Source organism: Trabulsiella odontotermitis (genome assembly GCF_001188485.1).
Lineage (GTDB): Bacteria > Pseudomonadota > Gammaproteobacteria > Enterobacterales > Enterobacteriaceae > Trabulsiella > Trabulsiella odontotermitis_A.
This window is the reverse complement of sequence record NZ_JNGH01000083.1, coordinates 38,259-56,957: the sequence shown is the minus strand read 5'-3', so window position 1 is coordinate 56,957 and position 18,699 is coordinate 38,259. Positions and strand designations below refer to the sequence as shown.

Below are 18,699 nucleotides of genomic sequence, written 5' to 3'. Positions count from 1 at the left end.
GGAGGGCAAAAAAAACCATCCCGCAGGATGGTTTTGTGAGGTCAGTGGCGATTAACCGCGCTGGCGCACGGCTTCAAACAGACAGATACCGGTCGCCACCGAGACGTTCAGCGACGACACGCTGCCCGCCATTGGAATGCTGATGAGCTCATCACAATGTTCGCGAGTCAGACGGCGCATACCTTCGCCTTCCGCCCCCATCACCAGCGCCAGCGGGCCGGTCATTTTGCTCTGATGCAGCGTGTGGTCGGCTTCGCCCGCCGTACCGACGATCCAGACGTTCTCTTCCTGCAGCAGACGCATGGTGCGCGCCAGGTTAGTCACACGGATCAGCGGTACGCTTTCCGCCGCGCCGCAGGCCACTTTTTTCGCCGTAGCGTTCAACTGGGCAGAACGGTCGCGCGGGACGATCACCGCATGCACGCCTGCGGCATCCGCGCTGCGCAGGCAGGCACCGAGGTTGTGTGGATCGGTCACGCCGTCGAGGATCAGCAGGAACGGTTGATCGAGTGAAGCGAGCAGATCGGGCAGATCGTTTTCCTGATACTGACGACCCGGCTTCACGCGCGCAATGATCCCCTGATGCACCGCACCTTCGCTTTTCTCGTCGAGATACTGGCGGCTGGCAACCTGAATCACCACGCCCTGCGCTTCCAGCGCGTGGATCAGCGGCAGCAGGCGCTTGTCTTCGCGTCCTTTCAGAATAAACACTTCCTGAAAGCGTTCAGGAGCGCGCTCCAGCAGGGCCTGCACCGCGTGGATGCCGTAAATCATTTCACTCATTAAACTTACTCATTGGGGGCGGTGTGCGCCGGGTTAAATGGGGCCGTGAGACAAATCACTTGCGCCTATTATAACCGACACGGCGTTCAGATCGACCCTGTCAGACTTACCCGTTGGCGACGGCGCGTGTTTCCCCCTCCGTAACAGGGTGCGCGGGCAGAATGGCGTTCAACAAATAACGCGTGTAGTCATGGCGCGGGGCGGCAAAGATTTGCGCCGTTTCTCCCTGCTCAACGAGCGATCCCCGGTACATCACCCCCACTCTGTCAGCGATGTGTCGGACCACATTCAGGTCATGAGAAATAAAGAGATATGCCAGCCCATGGTCGCGCTGCAAGCGCATCAGCAGATTGAGGATCTGCGACTGAATAGACACATCCAGCGCTGAAACCGGCTCATCGCAGACAATCAGCTTCGGCTTGAGGATCAACGCCCGGGCAATGCCGATACGCTGACGCTGGCCGCCGGAAAACTCATGCGGATAGCGGGCGGCATCCTGCGGACGCAGGCCAACCTGTTCCAGCATCTCAGCAACCTGCGCCTTGCGATTGCCGGCGCCGTGGATAATCAGCGGCTCTTCCAGGCTATAGCCAATGGTGCGTTTTGGATCGAGCGACGAAAGCGGGTCCTGAAAAATCATCTGCATGTCGCGACGCACGCACCGCCAGCCTGCAGCGTTAAGTCCTGCCAGCGATCGCCCTTCAAACGTGATCTCACCCGCGCTTGCAGACGTCAGCCCCAGCACCAGGCGACCGGTTGTGCTTTTGCCGCTGCCGGATTCGCCCACCAGCGCCCAGGTTTCACCGGCGTTGAGGGTAAAGCTGACGTTTTCCACTGCCTGTACCGACTGCCCGCGACGGTGAAACGTTTTCGACAGATTATTCACGCTCAGTAAAGGTGCCGTCATNNCCAACACTCCCGTTTCGTCGGCCCGCCAGCAGCGAACCTGTTGTGCCTTGTGCCCGACAGCCCGCAGTTCAGGGGCCTGTGCCCGGCAGCGCGGCTGCGCCAGCGGGCAGCGATCGGCGTAGGTGCAGCCCAAAGGCAAATCATGCAAAGCGGGCACCTGACCGCGAATTTCCGCCAGCGGCGTTNGCGCCACCACGCTCAAATCGTGCGTGATAATGACTATGCCCATGCCCGTCTGCAGTTTAATCTCATCCAGCAGGTCGAGAATTTGCGCCTGAATGGTAGCGTCCAGCGCCGTGGTGGGCTCATCGGCAATCAGCAGCGAGGGAGAGGTCGCAATCGCCATGGCGATCATCACGCGCTGGCGCATACCGCCTGAAAGCTCATGCGGCCAGGCGCTGGCGCAGCGGGCAGGATCGACAATACCAACCTGCGTCAGCAGGCTGATGATTTTTAGCTGACGCTGTGGCCGCGTCAGTGATGTGTGCAGCCGCAGACTTTCATCAATCTGAGCGCCAATGGTCATTACCGGATTGAGGCTGGCGAGCGGATCCTGAAAAATCATCGCCATCTCTCGCCCGCTGCGTTGACGGCGCGCCTTCGCCGACAGCGAATGCAACGCCTGCCCCGCCAGAATCACCTCGCCATCAACCCGGCTGGTGCGTGGTGAGAGCAGCCCCATCAACGCCTGCGCGGTGACGCTCTTACCGCAGCCGGATTCACCGATGATGCCGAGGGTTTCGTGGGTGTTGACCTGGAAGGAGACGCCGCGCACCGGGGAAACCACACCCAGCCGCGTCGCGAAATCTACCGCCAGATCGTTTACCTCAAGCAAGGCATCAGCCATGGCGTGCTCCTTGTTTTAACAGTCGCAGCACGCGGCGCGGCAACGGCTTCAGGCCTGGGTCGGCGCTGTCACGCAGATCGTCGCCAATGATATTCAGTCCGAGAATCAACAGCACAATCGCTATGCCCGGGAAAAAGGTCATCCACCAGGCGGTGAAGATCACAGCCTTCCCTTCCAGCAGCAAATTGCCCAGGCTCGGCATCGGGGCCGGTACGCCGGAACCGAGAAAACTCAGCGCCGCTTCGGTAAGAATGGCCACTGAAAACACCCAACTGACCTGCACGATAAACGGCGAGATGACGTTAGGCAGCAGGTGCAACCAGATAATGCGCGAAGCGCTCGCCCCCTGCGCGCGCAGGGCTTCGATAAAATTCTTCTCTTTAATGACCATGGCCGCGCCGCGGATCACCCGGGCTATCGACGGCACGTAAACCAGTGACAACGCCAGCACCACGTTGGCGATATTCGGCCCCAGTACGCCCACAATGGCGATGGCAAGCAGCAACGACGGAAAAGCGAACAGGCCATCACAGACGCGCATTAACACTCTGTCGACCGGACGATACCAGGCACACAGTAAACCGATGACAATCCCCGTGACGCCCGCGATCGCCGCTACCGCCGCGCCAACGGAGAGCGATACCCGTACCGCCAGCGCCACACGGACAAACAGATCCCGGCCGAAGTTATCGGTACCGAACCAGTGTTCAACAGAAGGCGGTTTCAGGCGACTCAACGGATCGATGCTGTAGGGATCGTAAGGGCTCACCAGGCTGGCAAAAAACGACAGCAGCACGATCGCCGCCAGCACGGCGGGCCAGATCAACAGCCCCGGGTTTCTCGACAGGCTCATTTTTCTCCTCCGTCGACGGACAGGCGCGGATCGGCCAGATAGCTCAGCAGATCCACCGCCAGGTTGATCAACACGTAGCACACGGTGATCAGCAACACCACGCCCTGGATCACCGTCACATCACGCCGCTCGATCGAATCCACAATCAGCGATCCTACGCCCGGAATGCCGAATACGCTCTCGATCACGATGGTGCCGGTCACCAGCGAGGCGAATGATTCACCGCAAATGGTCAGAATGGGGATCAGGCTGTTTTGCAGGGTATGACGCAGCAGCACCAGCCGCTCCGGCACGCCCTTTGCGCGTGCGGTGTTGATGAAAGGCTCCTGCATGACATCCAGCATCACGGCCCGGGTCATGCGGGCTATCAGCGCGGCAATGCGTAATCCCAGCGCGATGGCGGGCAACGTTAAGTACCAGACGTTCAGCCAGAAATCGTCATTGGTTGAGCGATAGCCCACCACGGGGAACCAGCGTAGCTGAACGGCGAAGAAGAAGATCAAAAACAGGCCAAGCAAAAATCCCGGCACCGACATGCCGAACGTGGCCAGCATTCGAATGACCCGATCCGTCATGCTGCCGTGCTGCCAGGCACTTACCACGCCGCCTGCCAGCCCCAGCAGCAGTGCAATGAACTGGGCATAAAGTGCCAGCGCCAGCGTTGGCGTCAGATGCTGTAAAAATAACGACATGACGCTGGTGTTCAGAAACAGCGAATGCCCCAGATCCCCGGTCAGGATCTCACCAAACCAGCTGACGAACTGCACCAGCAGAGGCCTGTCCAGCCCCATCTGCTGGCGCAGCGCGGCAATGTCCTGCGGGCTGGCGTCATTGCCGAGGATCACCAGCGCCGGATCGCCCGGCGCCAGGTGAATCAGACAGAACACCACCACCGACACCACCAGCAGCACCGGTAGCAGCGCCAGCAGGCGGTGAAAAAGGTATCTTTTCATCGCCTTCCCCCATCAGAGTTTCGTCACGCTAACGTTCCACAGAACGGGGCCGATGAGATCCTGATAGCCTTTTACGTTGGATTTGATCGCCACCGCATCCGGCGTGGTACGGCCCAGCACAATGACCGGCAAATATTGCCAGCTCAGCGTATTCAGTTTATCCACCAGCGATTTGGCCGCTTTCAGCGACGGCGCCTGTTTAATCTGATCCAGTACATTATCGATTTCCGGGCTGTCGCTCAGGCCGGGGAATTTCGCCCGGGAATCCAGAAACGGATACTGATGCAGCACCTGACGCATGGAAAATTCCAGCGCGCAGAGGTCAAAGTTTTTCGGATCCTGGCGGCGCTGTAGCACCGTCGGCCAGTCGTACACATCCAGCCGCGATTTCACGCCAATCTGCTTCAGCACCTGCTGGGCCACAATCGCCAGGTTATACAGTTCGGCATACTCTTTGGTGGCGATAATCACCACCTCTTCACCTTTGTAGCCGGACGCTTTCACCAGCGCCCGCGCCTCATCCAGCTTGTGTTGATTCCAGAAGGGTTTTCCCGCCTCGCTGTACCAGTCCACCTGATCCGGGAAACCCAGCGACGGATCTTCTTTGAAGAAACGCGGATCGCTGTAGCCCGCCAGCAGCGTCTGATGAACATCGAGCGCCAGGTTAAACGCCTGACGCAGCTTCACGTCGGCAAACGGCCCCTGATGTTTGTTGAACAGATAAGTGATCAGTGAGCCGCCGCTCTGCGGCTGGAACAGCGACAGATCCGGCGCGCTGTTGAGGGTGTCGATGTTGTCTTTCGGCAACTGGAAAACGAGATCATATTCACCGGTCATCGCCCCGGCCAGGCGGGTGGATTCGTCGGTGATATAGCGGAACCAGATGTCCTTCACGTTCGCTTTTTTCTGCCCCGACAACCCGCTCGCCGGCTCCGTGCGGGACTGGTACTGGTCATAGCGGGTCAGGTGCAGGTAATCACCCGGTTTGAATTCAGCCAGCTTGTAAGGACCGGTCCCGATGAGTTCGGTGACTGGCTTCTTGCTGCTGTTGGCCTCGTCGATAATGCGTTTAGGCATAATCGCGGCAATGTTCTTCACATCCGCCAGCACGTTAAGCGTGATGAGCGACGGAGCGGGTAGCGTAAAGCTGACGGTCTTATCATCAACTTTCGTAAACTGCACGCCCGGCAGGTTGGCTTTGCCCTGCGTCGACACGGCCAGCCAGCGGTTCATTGAGGCCACCACGTCATCGGCGGTCAGCAACTGTCCGTCATGAAAATGGATCCCGTCGCGCAGCACAAAGGTATAGGTCTTGCGATCGTCGCTCAGGGAATAACGTTGCACCAGCTCCGGTACCGGCTCGAATTTCGCATTAATAGTGAACAACGCCTCGAAAATATGCCGGTCCACGTCAGACGTGGCGTTGTTGGTAGTCAGATAGGGATCCAGCGTGCCCGGCCGGTTCCCGTAGGCAATATTGAGCGTGGCGTTACGATCGACGCTCTCAGCCTGTGCGCTTCCCAGGGGTAAAACCGCCGCTAGCAGCAGCGCGGCGGCAGAAAACAGCATTTTCATTGTTATGTTACTCCAGTCAGGATCACGCGGCTTGCGTGGTGGCGGTGCGCCCGGCAAATTCGTCTTTCGCTTCCTGCAGTAGCGCTGCATCCGTTAACAGACGCAGCCCGGTACGGGCCAGCACCTGCGCGCCCGTGACCAGTGCGTCATATCCCTGGACCGAGTTCGCGGCTTCGCGAAACGCCACGGTGTGGCCAATTAATTCATCGGGACCAATCTTGATGTACGGATGGGCGGTCGGCACCGCATGGCTGATATCGCCTGCGTCGGTGGAACCAAGCCCCTCTTTTTCCTTCAGCTCGACGTTTTCCCCGGCGACAGTGAACTCTTCCAGCAGCACGCCGTTCAGCGTGTGATTGATATTGAAATCTCGCGGCCCGACCTGATGCTCAATTTTCACCGTGGTGCCGGTTGCCAGCGCAACGCCTTCTGCAATCGCACGGATACGCGGCTCCAGCGCCACCACTTCCTCACGGGTATGGGCACGAATGTAGTAATGCGCCGACGCATATTCAGGGATAACATTCGGCGCCTGCCCGCCGTTGGTAATGATGCCGTGGACGCGAATGCCATCCGGCAACTGCTGGCGCAGGACGCTAATCCCGTTGTACAGCAGCACCAGCGCATCCAGCGCATTCACGCCTTTATGCGGCGAGCTTCCCGCGTGGGACGGTTTGCCGTAAAAATGGAAATAGAGATGATTATTCGCCAGCGACGGGCCGGTCAGACGCGTTTTACCCGCCGGGTGAATCATCAGCGCCGCATCAACGTCCTTCAGGAAACCGTGCTCCACGAACCGGGCCTTCACATTGCCGTTCGGGCCGCCTTTGCCCCGCAGTCCGCCCTCTTCTGCTGGCGTCCCCAGCACGACGACTTTGCCGCCGGTGCTGTCCAGGGTTTCGCCGAGCGCAATCGCCGCAGCAATACTGGTCACGCCAATGATGTTGTGTCCGCAGGCATGGCCGATATCAATCAGCGCATCGTATCCGGCGAGATAGGCGATGGTCGGGCCGGGTTTACCGCTCTCCTTCACCGCATAGAAAGCCGTTTCATGACCCACAACGTTAAGGGTGACGGCAAAGCCGTGTTTTTCCAGCAGCGCTGTCAGCACACCGCTGGCGTAATATTCGTTGTTACCGGTCTCGGGGTGGGCGTGAATATCTTTGGCTATCGCCACGTACTCATCCCGGTGCTGTTGAATACTTATTTCAAGACGGTCTCGTAATTCGCTGCTGCTCATTGCTTCCACCTCAGTCATGACAGTTGATTCATTCCCGACACCGGGAATGGCGTTTAACCTAAGTGCCGCTTCGCTTCCTGGCGCACCCGATGCAGAACGTGGTGTTTGATCTCGCTGTAGGCGGGGTGTTCGGCGAGGGTTTCGATATCCCGTTCCCGGCCAAAGGGCAAAACAATCTCATCGACGATTTTTCCCGGTTTTGCCGACATGATCAGAATGCGATCGGCAAGAAACAGCGCCTCTTCCACATCGTGGGTAACGAAGAGCAGCGTGGTGCCGGTGGAAAGCCAGGCCTCACGCAGCAACTCCTGCATCATCAGTCGGGTTTGCGCATCCAGCGCGCCAAACGGCTCATCAAGCAGCAGCACTTCCGGGCCCGGAAGCCAGGCGCGCGCCAGCGCCACGCGCTGCTTCATGCCGCCGGAAAGCTGCCAGGGCGCGTGATGTTCGAATCCCTTCAGCCCCACGCGCTCCAGCCATGCCTGCGCCTGCGCGTTGGTTTCGTCCTTACGGTGTTTCCCCAGTCGCGGACCAAAGGTGACGTTTTCCAGTACCGACAGCCACGGGAACAGATTGGGCTGCTGGAAGAGGAAGATCATCCCGCGATCCGGTCCGGGCTGGCGCACCGTTTTACCACCTGCGGCTACCCGCCCACGATCCGGTTTATTGAAGCCGGCCACGAGGTTCAGGATGGTGGATTTTCCACAGCCAGACGGCCCCAGCAACACGACAAATTCGCCGCGATTCAGGGTCAGGCTGATATCTTCCAGCACCGTAAACGGCTGCGGTTTCGCCGCAAAAGAGAGCGACACATTTTCGAGAGTGATGGCATTCATTATTCTTTCCCCGCCCAGGGTACCGTCAGGCGCTGCAGCCCCAGCAGTAGCAGATCCAGCAGATAGCCGATGCCGCCCAGCAGCAAAATGCCGAGCATGACGATATCGGTGCGCAGATAAGAGCTGGCGTTGATTACCATCCAGCCCAGCCCGGAACTGGCCGCGACCATCTCCGCCGCGATCAACGACGTCCAGCCGATGCCAATAGAAAGCCTGACGGTGGTGAAAAGATCCGGCAGCGCATCCGGCAGCACCACGCGCAGGANCGCCACGCGAATACGCGAGCGTCCGATGCGCTCAACGGCCGCCGACGCGCCGACTACCACGCTTAAAAACGTGGCGATGAAAATCAGGAAGAATTTGGACGCCTCGCCAATCCCCAGCCAGACCACCGCCAGCGGGATGAGCGCGATTTTCGGCAGCGGGCGCAGAAACTGGACGAAAGGGTTAAGCACTGCCGCCAGACCGTCCGACAGCCCCATCAACAGCCCCAGCGGAATACCGATGATAATCGCCACGGAAAACGCGCTGAGGGCACGCGCCAGACTCACCGCGATATGCTCCCAGAGCGGCACCTGGCGGTAGCCATCTGCCAGCAGTTCTTCGGTGGTCAGGCCGATATCGGTGAGCGACGGCAGCAGCAGCGGATCGACCCACTGCCGCATCGCCGCCACCTGCCAGACGATAAAAAAAACCGCCACCGACAACACGCTGATGGCGATATGCTGACTCAATCTCATTGCGCCGCCACCGCCGCATCGCGAATGTAGCGGGACTCAATCGCGGTATCCCAGTTGGCGGGAATATCGCGCTTACGGATCTCACCGATACCGGCAAGGAAGCTGGAGGTTTTGGTCAACGCTTTGCCAATACCGCTGTTGGAAGTTTGCGTCCCGTTACCCAGCCAGTCCGCCGTGCCCTGCTGGGCAAGCGTTGGGTATTCCAGCCCGCCGAGGGTGTTTGCCGCCGTGGTAACCGGGGCGCCAACCTCTTTTGCAACAATCGCCGCGGCGCGTTCCGGATCTTTCCTGAACTCATCCACTTTCTGCTGATGCACGCGCAGGAAGGCGGTGACCGCTTCCGGATATTGTTCCGCAAAGGCTTTGCGTACCACGTAGTTGTTGTAGATCAGGTAGCCGTCTTTTTGCAGATCTTTGGTGGCAAACACCTGATGACCGCCCGAGGCCTCCAGCTCCTGTGCAAACGGTGCCCAGACATAACCGGCATCAATGTCACCACGTTTCCAGGCCGCCACCATCTCAGCCGGGCGCAACGGCAGCAGCGTGATTTTGCTGCGATCCAGTTTATTCACGCTGATTGCGGCTTCGAGGGCATACTGCGCTGTTGAGTTTGGCGGATACGCCACGCGCTTGCCTTCGATATCATTAATTTTCGCAATGCCGTCTTTGCCGATCAGTCGCTCGTAGCTGGCAATGACGCCTGAAACGCCAATAATCTCGACCGGTAATTTACGCACGATACCGGCCGTCGCCGGGCTGGAACCGAAATTAGCGATATCAATCGCGTTGCTGGCGAAATAATTCAGCGCATCCGCACCAGACGCAAATTGCACCCATTTCACTTTGCTGTTTAACGCTTTATCCAGAGAGCCGTCAGCTTTTGCCAGCATTAATACCTGGGAACCGCCACTATAAGCCACGCGAACTTCAGCCGGTGTATCGGCAAAACTCATATTTGCCCATAAACCACCCGCTGCAATTAATAAGCAGAGACGTTTTTTCATTTTATTTATCCTTTGATGAAACCCATTATTTCGCCCGATACCAGACCGGACCGTTTATCTGGTTAATTGCCATAACTGCGAACATCGTTCGGCCAGCGCGTGTGCCGGGTCGTAAGTAAGATGGCGGAACGGCGCATTGACAGCCTCAAGCGCCACTGGCACCTCGGTACACGCCAGCACCAGTTTTTGCGCACCACGGGCAAACAGCGCGTTGGCCTGCAGAGACAGCAACTCGCCCCCTTCCGTCAGCGCCCCGCGTTTGACCGCGTAGCAGCCCGGCACAAACCATTGCGCCAGTTCCTCTTCCGTTGGCACGACAACCTCAATATCCTGCTGTGCCAGCCGGGTTTGATACCAGCCCGCCTCCAGCGTGCCTTTGGTGGCAATCACCCCTACCCGCTGCGGTCTTTGCGCCGACTGTGCCAGCGCATCCAGCGTGGCATCCACGATATGCAGAATGGGCGCCTCACTCGCGTCGCTGAGCGCGTCGTACCAGTGGTGCGCCGTATTGCAGGGGATGGCGATATGGCTCGCGCCTGCCTTATTCAGCTTCTCAATACCGTGGAGCAACTGCGGCAAGGGCGACGGTCCGGTGCCCGCCAGCGCTTTCTGACGATCCGCGATTTGCGGCACATTCCAGACCACCGTGGGGATCTGCTGCTGGTCGCTTTGCGCGGGGGTGACGTCCAGCAGGCGGCGCTGAAAATCCAGCGTCGCCAGCGGGCCCATACCGCCCAGTACGCCAAGCAGAAAAGGCTTAGCCATGTTCCAGCACCTGACGATAACCAAACAGACCCGCCGCGCCGCCGGTATGGATAAACACAATATTTTCATCCTGGCGGAAATGGCCTTTGCGGATGAGATCGATAAGCCCGGCCATGCCTTTCGCGGAATAGACCGGATCGAGCAGAATGCCTTCATGGCGTGCGAGCAGTGTCAACGCTTCCAGGGTGCCTTCCGTCGGCAAACCGTAGCCGTCGCCGACATAATCGCTGTTCGCCACCACCGCATGCCGCGACAGTTCCCCCGGCACGCCAAGCAGATCCAGCGTCCGCGAGGCCAGGTTCCAGACGTTCTCTTCCTGTTTCGCTTTTGGCGCCCGCACGCTAATGCCCAGCACCGGAATATGGCTATTGGTGGCGGTAAAACCGGCGACTAAACCAGCCTGCGTGCCGGTACTACCGGTGGCGTGAACGACATGGTCGATGCGCAGACGGCGCTCTGATGACTGGTACAGCAGCTCTTCCGCGCAGGCCACGTAGCCCAGCGCGCCGGTCGGGTTCGAGCCACCGCCGGGGATGATATAGGGATTGTGCCCCTGCTCGCGCAGCGTCGCCGCGTATTCTTCCATTGCCTGCTGCATATCAGTACCGCCCGGCAGATGGGCAACGATATCGCCGCCGAGCAGGTTATCCAGCAGCACGTTGCCGGAACGCTGGTAATCCTCACCAAAATCGGTAACGCGCTTTTCCAGCAGCGCTTTCGCTTTCAGCCCGAGACGCGCGGCACCCGCGATCGTCTGGCGCACATGGTTAGACTGCGTCGCCCCCTGGGTAATGACCACATCGGCCTTTTTCTCCAGCGCATCCGCCAGCAGAAATTCCAGCTTGCGGGTTTTATTTCCGCCCGTTGCCAGACCGGTTGCGTCGTCGCGTTTAATCCATATTTTGGGGCCGCCTAATAATTCGCTTAAATTATTCAGCGGTTCCAGCGGCGTCGGAAAATGACCAAGTGAAATTCGAGGAAACCGGGCCAGATGCATATACGCTCCTTGCTAATAAAAAGGGCTTTATAAAAGTGAAATTCACTATACACATCTGGCAGATGGGGCTAATCAAGAATACTCAATAACGATTACTGAAAAACGTATAAGCAGGAGAAAAGCGGATGGCGGGACAAGATATATTCTGTTCTGGAATGGCTTGCGGCGAAAAAGAATAACCCCTTCCGGGTGGAAGGGGTTATATGAGGACGTTTACTGCGCAGGATTCTTTTTCGCTGCGCGCTTCGCTTTGGTGGCGGCCGCGATTTTTTGCGTTTTAGCGGAAGGCTTTTTCGCTTTTCGGGCGTCTTTCTTTTCCGCCTTTGGCTTCGGTTTTTTCTCGCCGCGGAACGCGCTGTCCGGCTCGAAATTCACCTTTTTGCCTGTCTGACGACGTCTGCCGCTCGCGTTACCGTTGCCGCCTTTTTTCGCTTTCTCACGCGCCGTTTTGCCGACGTTGCGCGGGCCGCGTTCGCTGGAGATCAGCGTAAAGTCGATCTTACGTTCGTCCATATTGACCGCTTCGACGCGCACTTCAACGCGATCGCCCAGACGGTAAGTCTGGCCGCCAGATTCACCAATCAGACGCTGACCGACCTGGTCAAAGCGATAGTAGTCGTTATCCAGCGTGGAGACGTGGACCAGGCCATCGATAAACAGCTCATCAAGACGAACAAAGAAGCCAAAGCCGGTGACGCTGGCAATCACGCCTTTAAAGACGTTACCTACCTGATCCAGCATAAAGTCGCACTTCAGCCAGTCGGAAACTTCACGGGTGGCTTCGTCGGCACGGCGCNTGGTGCCCGCCGGTCTCGGTGCTGTTGCCCTTATGCCCCTGCTCTTTTGCCAGCAGATACTTGATGGCGCGGTGCAGTGACAGGTCAGGATAACGACGAATCGGCGAGGTAAAGTGAGCGTAAGACTGCAGCGCCAGGCCGAAGTGACCACGGTTTTCCGGGTCATACACCGCCTGCTTCATGGAGCGCAGCAGCATGGTCTGCAGCATTTCTGCATCAGGGCGATCGCCGATGGATTCCAGCAGCTCGGCGTAATCGCGCGGCTCCGGCTTGTTACCGCCAGGCAGCTCAAGGCCCAGTTCAGCCAGTACCGAACGGAACGCGGAGATCGCCTCGTTGCTCGGTTTGTCGTGAATACGGAACAGCGCAGGCTCGTTGGCTTTCTCCACAAAACGCGCCGCAGAGATGTTTGCCAGGATCATGCACTCTTCAATCAGCTTGTGCGCGTCGTTACGCTGGGTTTGCTCGATGCGTTCGATGCGGCGCTCGGCATTGAAGATAAACTTCGCTTCTTCGCTCTCAAAGGAGATGCCGCCGCGCTCTTCACGGGCGCTGTCCAGCACTTTGTAGAGGGTATGCAGCTCTTCGATGTGCTTCACCAGCGGCGCATACTGCTCGCGCAGATCCTGATCGCCCTGCAGCATATGCCACACTTTGGTGTAGGTCAGACGCGCATGAGAGCTCATCACCGCTTCGTAGAATTTGTAACCGGTCAGACGCCCTTTGGTCGAAATCGTCATTTCGCAGACCATACACAGGCGGTCTACCTGCGGGTTCAGTGAGCACAGGCCGTTGGAGAGCACTTCCGGCAGCATCGGAACGACCTGCGACGGAAAGTAGACGGACGTGCCGCGGCTGCGCGCTTCGTCATCCAGCGCGGTGCCTGGTCGCACGTAATAGCTCACGTCGGCAATCGCCACCCACAAACGCCAGCCGCCACCCCGTTTTTTCTCGCAGTAGACCGCATCGTCAAAGTCGCGGGCGTCTTCGCCATCAATGGTCACCAGTGGCAGGCTGCGCAAATCGACGCGCCCGGCTTTTGCCGAGTCCGGCACCTGCTCTTTCAGGCCCGCAATCTGCTTTTCCACCGCCTGCGGCCAGACGTAGGGGATCTCATGGGTGCGCAGCGCCATGTCAACGGCCATGCCGGTCCCCATGTTGTCGCCGAGCACTTCGACGATTTTACCGACGGCTTTGGTACGACGCGTCGGACGCTGGGTGAGCTCAACCACCACCACGAAACCCATGCGCGCGCCCATGATATCTTCCGGCGGGATGAGGATATCGAAGCTCAGGCGGCTGTCATCCGGGACGACAAAGCCGACACCGGCTTCGGTAAAATAGCGGCCCACGATCTGGCTGGTTTTCGGCACCAGCACGCGCACGATGCGCGCCTCGCGACGGCCTTTACGATCGGCACCCAGCGGCTGCGCCAGTACCACGTCGCCGTGGATACAGGTTTTCATCTGCTCGCTGGAGAGATAGAGATCGTCTTTGCGCCCTTCGATGCGCAGGAAACCGTAGCCATCACGGTGGCCAATGACGGTCCCTTTCAGCAGATCGAGACGTTCCGGCAGCGCATAGCACTGGCGGCGGGTAAAGACCAGTTGTCCGTCGCGCTCCATGGCACGCAGACGACGGCCTCTTCGCCATCAATATTCAGCTCAACCGCCAGCTCTTCACGGCTGGCGGGTTTTTCGCGTTTAGATAAATGATCAAGGATGAATTCCCGGCTCGGGATAGGATTGGTGTATTTTTCTGCTTCGCGTTCCAGGAAAGGATCTTGTGACATCTCGGTTCCTCCGTTGTCATCTCTGGTGAAAGCCTTCTGTTATCATTCTTCCACCAGCAATAATTTATAAAGCGGTTGATTCTCTTCAACCAAATCAGCCAGTGTGTAGTTATCCAGTTCCTTAAGGAAACTATTCACGGCATTAGAAAGGGCCTGTTTGAGTCGACAGGCAGGGGTAATATGGCAAAATTCACTGCTGCAGTTCACCAGCGAAAGCGGTTCTAATTCGCGTACGACATCTCCCACACGAATCATTGCAGCCGGTTTGCCTAAACGGATCCCGCCGTTTTTTCCGCGCACAGCAGCAACGTAGCCCGCGCGGCTAAGCTGGTTGATAATTTTAACCATGTGATTACGGGACACACCGTAGACCTCTGTCACTTCAGAGATACTGGTCATTCGTCCGTTCGGCAACGACGCCATGTAAATCAGCGCACGTAATCCGTAATCCGTAAAACTCGTTAACTGCACATCAACCTCAAAACAGGGGAAAAGCGGAGATTATTACTATTGATGATAAACCAGCCAGATAGTAACGGGCTAATTAATTCGAACGGGGAAGTAAAAAAGCAGATAAGAAGGGGGCACGGCAGGCGTGCCCCGGCATGATTATGCGTCGAACGGATCGCGCAGGATCATGGTTTCAGTACGGTCAGGACCAGTGGAGATAATATCAACCGGCACGCCCGTCAGTTCTTCAATACGCTTGATGTAATTCAGCGCTGCCTGCGGCAGGCCGCTACGCGTTTTCACACCGAAGGTCGATTCAGACCAGCCCGGCATGGTTTCGTAGATGGGCTCAATACCTTCCCAGTCGTCGGCAGCCAGCGGCGTTGTCATCACTTCACGGCCATCCGGCAGACGGTAAGCCACACAGATTTTCACCTCTTTCAGGCCGTCCAGGACGTCCAGTTTGGTCAGGCAGAAGCCAGACAGAGAGTTGATCTGTACGGCGCGACGTACGGCGACGGAATCCAGCCAGCCGGTACGACGACGACGGCCGGTAGTGGCACCGTATTCGTTACCCTGCTTGCACAGGAACTCACCGATGTCATCAAACAGTTCGGTCGGGAACGGACCTGCGCCCACGCGAGTGGAGTAAGCTTTCAGGATACCCAGCACGTAATCAACATAACGCGGGCCAAGGCCAGAACCTGTCGCCACGCCACCCGCGGTGGTGTTGGACGAGGTCACGTACGGATAGGTACCATGGTCGATATCCAGCAGCGTACCCTGCGCGCCTTCAAACATGACGAAATCGCCACGCTTACGCGCCTGATCCAGCAGATCGGAGACGTCAACCACCATCGCGGTAAGGATGTCGGCAATGGCCATGACATCGTCCAGCACTTTCTGGTAGTCAACCGCTTCCGCTTTGTAGAAGTTCACCAACTGGAAGTTGTGATATTCCATCACTTCTTTCAGTTTGTCAGCGAAGGTGGCTTTGTCGAACAGATCGCCAACGCGCAGACCACGACGAGCGACTTTATCTTCGTAAGCCGGCCCGATACCACGACCGGTGGTGCCGATGGCTTTCGCGCCACGTGCTTTCTCACGCGCGTTATCCAGCGCAACGTGATAATCGAGGATCAACGGGCAAGCTTCAGAGAGCAGCAGACGTTCACGAACCGGGATACCACGGTCTTCCAGTTCTTTCATCTCTTTCATCAGCGCAGAAGGCGACAGCACAACGCCGTTACCGATGATGCTGGTGACGTTTTCGCGCAGAATGCCTGATGGAATAAGATGGAGGACGGTTTTTTCACCGTTGATTACGAGAGTATGGCCTGCGTTGTGTCCGCCCTGGTAGCGTACAGCATATTTGGCCCGTTCAGTCAGAAGATCGACGATCTTTCCTTTACCTTCGTCACCCCATTGGGTGCCCAGTACGACGACGTTGTTACCCATTTTTCAAAATCACCGTTTGCTTAAAAATGGATTCTACCATCGCTTTTTCAGAGTTACAGCACTTTTTGACCCAAATATCAGGCAAATCTGACTGTAAATTGATCAGCCAATCGTTTTCCTCAACATGTAGTAGATCACAATCCCTGCGACCACAAGACCACCGCCAAAACGACGCAACAGGTTATCCGGCAACTGACTCATGGTCGCCACCATCCGCCGCCAGGCGCGCGGATAGAGCATCGGGCCAAGCCCTTCAAGTACCAGCACGAGAGCCAGCGCCAGCCAGATTGTTGAGTTCATTTTTATTCCTTACAAAAGAAAACCACCGCGCTCCAGAGAAGGCGGTGGTTTGACAGGACAACGGCACCGATATTAACGCGTCGCGTTACCCGGCGTCTTCATATAACGGAAGAAATCGCTGTCCGGGCTCATCACCATCACATCCTGGTTGCTTTCGAAGCTGTTTTCATACGCGCGCAGACTACGGATAAAGGCGTAGAAATCCGGATCCTGACTGAAAGCGTCAGCGAACAGTTTCGCGGCTTCGGCATCGCCTTCACCCCGCATGATGCGACCCTGACGCTCGGCTTCCGCCAGCGTTTTGGTCACTTCATAGTCTGCGGTCGCGCGCAGTTTTTCCGCTTCTTCCTGACCCTGTGAACGGTGGCGACGGGCAACCGCTTCACGCTCGGCGCGCATACGGTTATAGATAGCCTCAGACACTTCCGCTGGCAGGTTGATCTGCTTGATACGCACGTCCACCACTTCGATACCCAGCGCCGCCATACTGTTCGGGTTCACCACCGGTACTTTGCCGTTGGTCTCTTCCTGAACGCGCTCTGCAGCTTTGGCAATCGCGTCATCAGCAGCAGGCGTGGTCACTTCATCTTCAGTGCCCGCAGAACCGGAGTTCAGCGCATCACGCACTTCCAGGGTCAGACGACCACGGGAATCGGTGACGATGTCTTTCACATCCAGACGACCGATTTCAGAACGCAGACGGTCAGAGAATTTACGCTTCAGCAGCACTTCGGCCTGGGAGACGTCACCGCCGCCGGTCGCCAGATAGTAACGGCTGAAATCGCTGATGCGCCACTTGATGTAGGAGTCGACGATCAGGTCTTTTTTCTCTTTGGTGACAAAGCGATCGGCCTGGTTATCCATGGTCTGAATGCGCGCATCCAGCGTTTTAACCGATTCAATAAAGGGCACTTTAAAATGCAGGCCCGGCGCATACACCAGCGGTTTGTTGTCATCGTCACGAACGACTTTGCCGAAACGCAGCGTGATCCCGCGCTGGCCTTCTTTAACAACAAAAACAGACGTATACAGCCCTACCAGCACGATGATGATAATCGCAATAACTGACTTACGCATCGTTATTCCCCCTGACGCTGGTAGTCGTTACGCTGCGCGTTGGCGCGGCGTTGGTCCATAATATCGCCCTGACTGGTGGATGATGAATTGCTTGCTCCACTGCTGGATGAGGACGAAGGCGGCAGACGCAGCAGATTGTTTGCGCCGCTGCTGTCACTCTTTGCCCCGGACGCGTTGCTGCCTTTCAGCATCTGATCCAGCGGCAGCACCATCAGGTTTCCGCCCTTATCGTTAACCAGCACTTTGCGGGTATGGCTCAACACTTTTTCCATGCTTTCGATATACAGACGCTCGCGGGTAATTTCCGGCGCGGCTTTATACTCAGGCAGGATCTTCGCGAAGCGAGCCACTTCACCCTGTGCTTCCAGGATGGTCTGGGTCTTGTACGCGCGCGCCTCTTCGAGGATACGCTGCGCCTGACCGTTCGCACGCGGCTGAACTTCGTTGGTGTACGCTTCCGCTTCACGGATGTACTGCTGCTCGTTCTCACGCGCCGCAATCGCATCATCAAACGCCGCTTTCACCTCTTCCGGCGGACGCGCGGCCTGGAAGTTCACGTCGAGCAGGGTGATGCCCATGTTGTACGGACGAATGGTCTCTTCCAGCTCACGCTGGGTATCGCTACGAATAACGGTACGACCTTCGGTCAGGATGCGGTCCATGGTGTATTTACCGATAACGCCGCGCAGGGCGCTGTCCGTCGCCTGACGCAGGCTATCATCAGCACTGGTCACGCTGAACAGGTAGCGCTGCGGATCGGTCACGCGGTACTGGACGTTCATTTCAACGCGCACCACGTTTTCATCGGAGGTCAGCATCACGCCGGACGCGGCCAGTTCACGCACCGCTTCGACGTTAACCGGCGTGACGTCGTCAATGAACGTCGGTTTCCAGTTCAGGCCCGGCTCAACCAGATGGCTGAATTTCCCAAAGCGCGTCACCACACCACGTTCTGCTTCTTTAATGGTGTAGAACCCTGTCGCGGCCCAGATGATGACCACGGCTGCGGCAACGATACCGACAATGCGACCGCCCATCTGAACGCGAGGCCCTTGCGGATTACTGCCGCCGCCCTGGCCACCTTTATTACCGCCGCCAAAACCACCAAGCTTTTTGCTCAGTTTGCGGAAGATATCATCCAGATCCGGTGGCCCCTGATCGCGACCACCTTTGTTTCCATTTCCCCCAGAGTTGCCGCCTTGATTATTGCTGCTTCCCCACGGGTCGCGGTCCTGTCCGTTATTACCGGGCTGATTCCACGCCATGTTTATGCTCCATATTTGTATTGGGTACCCTAAACAGGGTTAATATCTTCAGGCAAGC

The 18,699-nt window shown here is 57.6% G+C and carries 16 protein-coding genes and 1 pseudogene; all 17 read right to left on the bottom strand.

Annotated features, from left to right (window positions below):
• Positions 1-51: 51 nt before the first annotated feature.
• Positions 52-783, bottom strand: a complete 732-nt coding sequence (gene rlmB / locus GM30_RS10670; RefSeq protein ID WP_038156268.1) for a 23S rRNA (guanosine(2251)-2'-O)-methyltransferase RlmB — start codon at positions 781-783, stop codon at positions 52-54.
• Between the two features lie 106 nt (positions 784-889).
• Complete coding sequence (locus GM30_RS10665) at positions 890-2,539, bottom strand: dipeptide ABC transporter ATP-binding protein (RefSeq protein WP_049848605.1); 1,650 nt, start codon at positions 2,537-2,539, stop codon at positions 890-892.
• Positions 2,532-3,392, bottom strand: coding sequence for an ABC transporter permease (locus tag GM30_RS10660; RefSeq protein ID WP_049848604.1), 861 nt, complete (start codon positions 3,390-3,392; stop codon positions 2,532-2,534). Before GM30_RS10660 ends, GM30_RS10665 begins: the two co-directional genes overlap by 8 nt.
• Positions 3,389-4,345 (bottom strand): ABC transporter permease, encoded by a 957-nt coding sequence (locus GM30_RS10655; RefSeq protein ID WP_049848603.1) that lies wholly within the window; start codon positions 4,343-4,345, stop codon positions 3,389-3,391. The genes GM30_RS10660 and GM30_RS10655 overlap by 4 nt, the downstream gene beginning before the upstream one ends.
• A 12-nt stretch (positions 4,346-4,357) precedes the next feature.
• Complete coding sequence (locus GM30_RS10650) at positions 4,358-5,920, bottom strand: ABC transporter substrate-binding protein (RefSeq protein WP_049848602.1); 1,563 nt, start codon at positions 5,918-5,920, stop codon at positions 4,358-4,360.
• A gap of 22 nt (positions 5,921-5,942) precedes the next feature.
• Entirely contained in the window at positions 5,943-7,160 is a 1,218-nt protein-coding gene (locus GM30_RS10645) for a M20 family metallopeptidase (RefSeq protein ID WP_049848601.1), read from the bottom strand.
• A gap of 53 nt (positions 7,161-7,213) precedes the next feature.
• Positions 7,214-7,996 (bottom strand): ABC transporter ATP-binding protein, encoded by a 783-nt coding sequence (locus GM30_RS10640; RefSeq protein WP_049848600.1) that lies wholly within the window; start codon positions 7,994-7,996, stop codon positions 7,214-7,216.
• A complete protein-coding gene (locus GM30_RS10635) occupies positions 7,996-8,736 on the bottom strand; it encodes an ABC transporter permease (RefSeq protein WP_049848599.1) in 741 nt (246 codons plus the stop codon). The genes GM30_RS10640 and GM30_RS10635 overlap by 1 nt, the downstream gene beginning before the upstream one ends.
• A complete protein-coding gene (locus tag GM30_RS10630; RefSeq protein WP_124965931.1) occupies positions 8,733-9,740 on the bottom strand; it encodes a taurine ABC transporter substrate-binding protein in 1,008 nt (335 codons plus the stop codon). The genes GM30_RS10635 and GM30_RS10630 overlap by 4 nt, the downstream gene beginning before the upstream one ends.
• A gap of 54 nt (positions 9,741-9,794) precedes the next feature.
• Entirely contained in the window at positions 9,795-10,505 is a 711-nt protein-coding gene (gene cuyB, locus GM30_RS10625) for a cysteate racemase (protein WP_049848598.1), read from the bottom strand.
• On the bottom strand, positions 10,498-11,502 hold the full coding sequence (gene cuyA, locus GM30_RS10620; RefSeq protein WP_049848597.1) for a D-cysteate sulfo-lyase: 1,005 nt from the start codon (positions 11,500-11,502) through the stop codon (positions 10,498-10,500). The genes cuyB and cuyA overlap by 8 nt, the downstream gene beginning before the upstream one ends.
• Before the next feature lie 213 nt (positions 11,503-11,715).
• Positions 11,716-14,091, bottom strand: a pseudogene (rnr, locus tag GM30_RS10615) (ribonuclease R).
• A 42-nt stretch (positions 14,092-14,133) separates the two neighbouring features.
• Complete coding sequence (gene nsrR / locus GM30_RS10610; protein WP_049848596.1) at positions 14,134-14,562, bottom strand: nitric oxide-sensing transcriptional repressor NsrR; 429 nt, start codon at positions 14,560-14,562, stop codon at positions 14,134-14,136.
• Positions 14,563-14,700: 138 nt separating this feature from the next.
• Positions 14,701-15,999 (bottom strand): adenylosuccinate synthase, encoded by a 1,299-nt coding sequence (gene purA, locus GM30_RS10605; protein ID WP_049848595.1) that lies wholly within the window; start codon positions 15,997-15,999, stop codon positions 14,701-14,703.
• A gap of 102 nt (positions 16,000-16,101) precedes the next feature.
• Positions 16,102-16,299 carry a DUF2065 domain-containing protein gene (locus GM30_RS10600; RefSeq protein WP_049848594.1) on the bottom strand — a complete coding sequence of 66 codons (198 nt, stop codon included), beginning with the start codon at positions 16,297-16,299 and terminating at the stop codon, positions 16,102-16,104.
• Between the two features lie 72 nt (positions 16,300-16,371).
• Positions 16,372-17,376 (bottom strand): protease modulator HflC, encoded by a 1,005-nt coding sequence (gene hflC / locus GM30_RS10595; protein ID WP_049848593.1) that lies wholly within the window; start codon positions 17,374-17,376, stop codon positions 16,372-16,374.
• A 2-nt stretch (positions 17,377-17,378) separates the two neighbouring features.
• The gene (gene hflK / locus GM30_RS10590) at positions 17,379-18,641 is read right to left on the bottom strand and encodes an FtsH protease activity modulator HflK (RefSeq protein WP_049848592.1); all 1,263 of its coding nucleotides are present in this window, start codon (positions 18,639-18,641) and stop codon (positions 17,379-17,381) included.
• Between the last annotated feature and the right edge of the window lie 58 nt (positions 18,642-18,699).